Source organism: Jatrophihabitans sp., assembly GCF_051960575.1.
GTDB lineage: Bacteria > Actinomycetota > Actinomycetes > Mycobacteriales > Jatrophihabitantaceae > JBQCEE01.
In genome coordinates this window covers 1-2,879 of the sequence record NZ_JBQCEE010000004.1, presented here as the reverse complement: position 1 = coordinate 2,879, position 2,879 = coordinate 1, and the positions used below count along the sequence as shown (strand labels likewise).

General features: G+C 75.6%; 2 protein-coding genes and 1 pseudogene. 1 reads left to right on the top strand and 2 read right to left on the bottom strand.

The features are described 5' to 3' along the window. Window positions 1-573: pseudogene (locus tag ACTHMS_RS00155) on the top strand (phosphatase); the annotation flags it as partial. Window positions 574-595: 22 nt separating this feature from the next. On the opposite strand, the gene ACTHMS_RS00150 reads toward ACTHMS_RS00155, so the two are convergent. After that, on the bottom strand, window positions 596-1,432 hold the full coding sequence (locus ACTHMS_RS00150) for an alpha/beta fold hydrolase (protein WP_440304650.1): 837 nt from the start codon (window positions 1,430-1,432) through the stop codon (window positions 596-598). Further along, window positions 1,429-2,790, bottom strand: a complete 1,362-nt coding sequence (locus ACTHMS_RS00145; RefSeq protein WP_440304649.1) for an outer membrane protein assembly factor BamB family protein — start codon at window positions 2,788-2,790, stop codon at window positions 1,429-1,431. The genes ACTHMS_RS00150 and ACTHMS_RS00145 overlap by 4 nt, the downstream gene beginning before the upstream one ends. Window positions 2,791-2,879: the final 89 nt, after the last annotated feature.

The following is a 2,879-nucleotide window of genomic DNA, read 5'->3' as shown; positions in this document are numbered from 1 at the left end:
TGGAGCCGGCTGCGCACCAGCCGGCTCGCCCGTGGTGAGCAGATGGTCGACCGGCTGGTCGCGGCCGGCTACCCGATCAGCTGGGAGCAGGTGCGCACCCTGGCCGCGGGCGGCACGGTGGGTCGTCCGCACATCGGTCGGGCCCTCGTCGCCGCCGGCGTCGTCGCCGACGTCGACACCGCCTTCCGCGAGCTGCTCAACTCGCGGGCCGGGTTCTACGTGCCGAAGCAGGACACCGACGTCTTCACCGCGCTGCGGCTGGTCCGCGCAGCCGGTGGCCTGCCCGTCTTCGCCCACCCGCTCGCGCACCGGCGCGGCCCCATCGTCGACGACGACGTCATCGCGGCCATGGCGGCCGCCGGGCTGGTCGGCCTCGAGGTTGAGCACCCCGACCACGACGCCGACGACCGGGCCCACGCCGCGGCGCTCGCGCGCGAGCTCGACCTCGTGCCGACGGGGTCGTCGGACTACCACGGGACGAACAAGACGACCCGGCTCGGCGACTGCACGACCGGCGCCGAGTCGTGGGAACGACTGCTGGCCCTGCCCGCCGCGCTCGAGCCGGTCGCCTGACGCGGCCGACCGGCGGGGGACGTCAGCCGACCCGCGACTCGTCCGCCCAGAACGCCTGCAGCACGGCCACCGTGGCGGCCGGGTGCTCGATCGCGGGCGAGTGCGCGGCGTCGGGGATCACGACGAAGGGGGCGCCGAGCCGCTGCGCCATGTCCTGCTGCACCGCCGGCGCCCAGGCGTCGTCGCGCTCGCCACAGGCGACGAGCACCGGCACGCCCGCCGCGGCCAGCTCGGCCACGCGGTCGGGCTCGGCGCGCAGGGCCGCGCCCATGCCGAGCAGGCCGTCGGCGGTGCTGGCCAGGAAGCGGCGCTCGTAGAAGGCGGCCAGCTCGGGACGCGGTTCGACCCAACCCGGATCGGTGCGGGCGGCGGCCTGCGAGAGCGAGTACACGGTGGCGAGCCCGTGCTCGCGCAGCACCGGCTCGAGCTGTTCCAGCCTGGCCCGGCGGTCGCCGTCGAGCGCCGCGGGCCCGCTGCAGAGCAGCACGAGCGACCGCACGGCCGCGGGCCGGGCGAGCACGGCCGCACGGGCCACGAGGCCGCCGTAGCTGTGGCCGAGCAGCCGCACCGGCCCGGTACCGAGTTCGTCGATGACCGCATGGACCGCCGCCGCCAGCGCGGTGGGGGAGTAGCCGTCGTGGCCGACCGGCCCGGGCGACTCGTACTGGCCCGGCAGGTCGACGGCGGTGACCCGGAGTCCCACGGCCGCCAGCGGATCGAGCAGCGGCGCGAAGTCCTCCTTGCTGCCCGTGTAGCCGGGCACGAGCAGCACGTCGCCGCGCACCGGCTCGCCGGCCTGCCGCGCCGCGAGCCCGGCCACCTCGGTGCGCCGGCCGCCCGCTGCCAGCTGGTCGCTCACCGGTACACCACGCTGCCTCCGTCGTTCTGCACCAGGAACCCGGAGCCCACCGGGACCGCGGTGCCGCCGGGTGCCGTCGCGGCGCCCTGCGAGCGGGTCGTTACCTTCCCGGTGGACGCCGAGACGGTGAGCACCGCCCCACCGGGTGCGGTCATCGTGACCCGGGCGGTGTCGGCCACGGCCGGCCACTCGGTCGGAGTGGTGCCCACGACGGTCGGCGGGCCCGACGACGCCAGCGTCCAGGCCGCGTCCGTCGCGCCGGTGCCGACGGCGTACGTGATGCCGTGGATCCAGATCAGCTCGACGGCGGTCGTGGGCACGGCCACGATCCCGGTCAGCTGGCTCGGGGTCGGCCTGAGCCGCACCTGCACGGTCGGGTTGCCCGTCTGGTTGTCGAGCTGGTCGAGCGCGCGCGTGGTGCGGTTGATCGCCGCGATGACCCCGTCGGCCGACACCGGGATGTCGGTGTCGCCGAGCTTGTTCCAGTGGATCTGGTCGGGGTTCTTGCCGTCCTTGTTGATCGCCGAATTCTTGTCGTCGCGACCGGTGTACGCGTCGCGCAGCAGCAGCTGCGGGCCGGCGCCGCAGAAGCGGTCGCCGTCGCACTGGGGCGCGTCGCACACCTGGCTGATGAGGGCGCCGCTGCTGCCGACGACCGCGCGCTGGATGCGGCACCCTGCCTGGTGGAACTCCCACCGGTCGTAGCCGCTGCCCGGGTCGATCGCGTAGATCACGTCGGACGTCGCGACGAGCAGCGTGTACGGCGTGGCCGAGACGGTCGGTGTGCCGTTCACGGGGTGGCCGTCCATGTCGAGGGTGCGGGTCCAGCGCCGCTTGCCGGTGCCGGAGTCGAGCGCGGTCAGCTCGTCGCAGTTGCCGTTGACGCGGTAGATCGCCATCGTCACCCCGTTGGCCTGGGCGGCGGTGCAGACCGCGCGGTTGCTGCGGTAGTACGACCAGGTCTGGGCGCCGGTGCGGGCATCGCGGCCGCGCACGGTGTGGTCGTCGAAGGTGACCACGGTGCCACCGGACAGCGGCGCGCCGATCGCTGCGGTGTCGGTCGTGTCCCACGCCTTCACCAGCGTCGGGGTCGGCGCCGCGGACGCGACCGGTGCCGGTGCCGTGGCCACGGCCCGCAGCCGGCTGTTGTGCACCTCGCCGGTCACCCAGACGCGGGCGACGACCACCGTGCCGACGACCGCGAGGACGACGAGGACGGACGCGTACACGACACGCAGCCGCCGCAGGCGCGCGCGGTGCGCCGCGAGCGCGACCGCCGGCCCTGTGGCGGCCGTGGCGGTCGCGGGACGCTCAGGCGCGGGCCCGGAGCCCTCGTCGGCACCGACGGTCGGCAGCACGCGTCACTCGCCGGCGTCGGCCGCGCTCGACCCGCCCTCTGCTCCGCTGTCCGACCCGGACTCGGCGCGGGCACCCGCGCCGCGGCCAC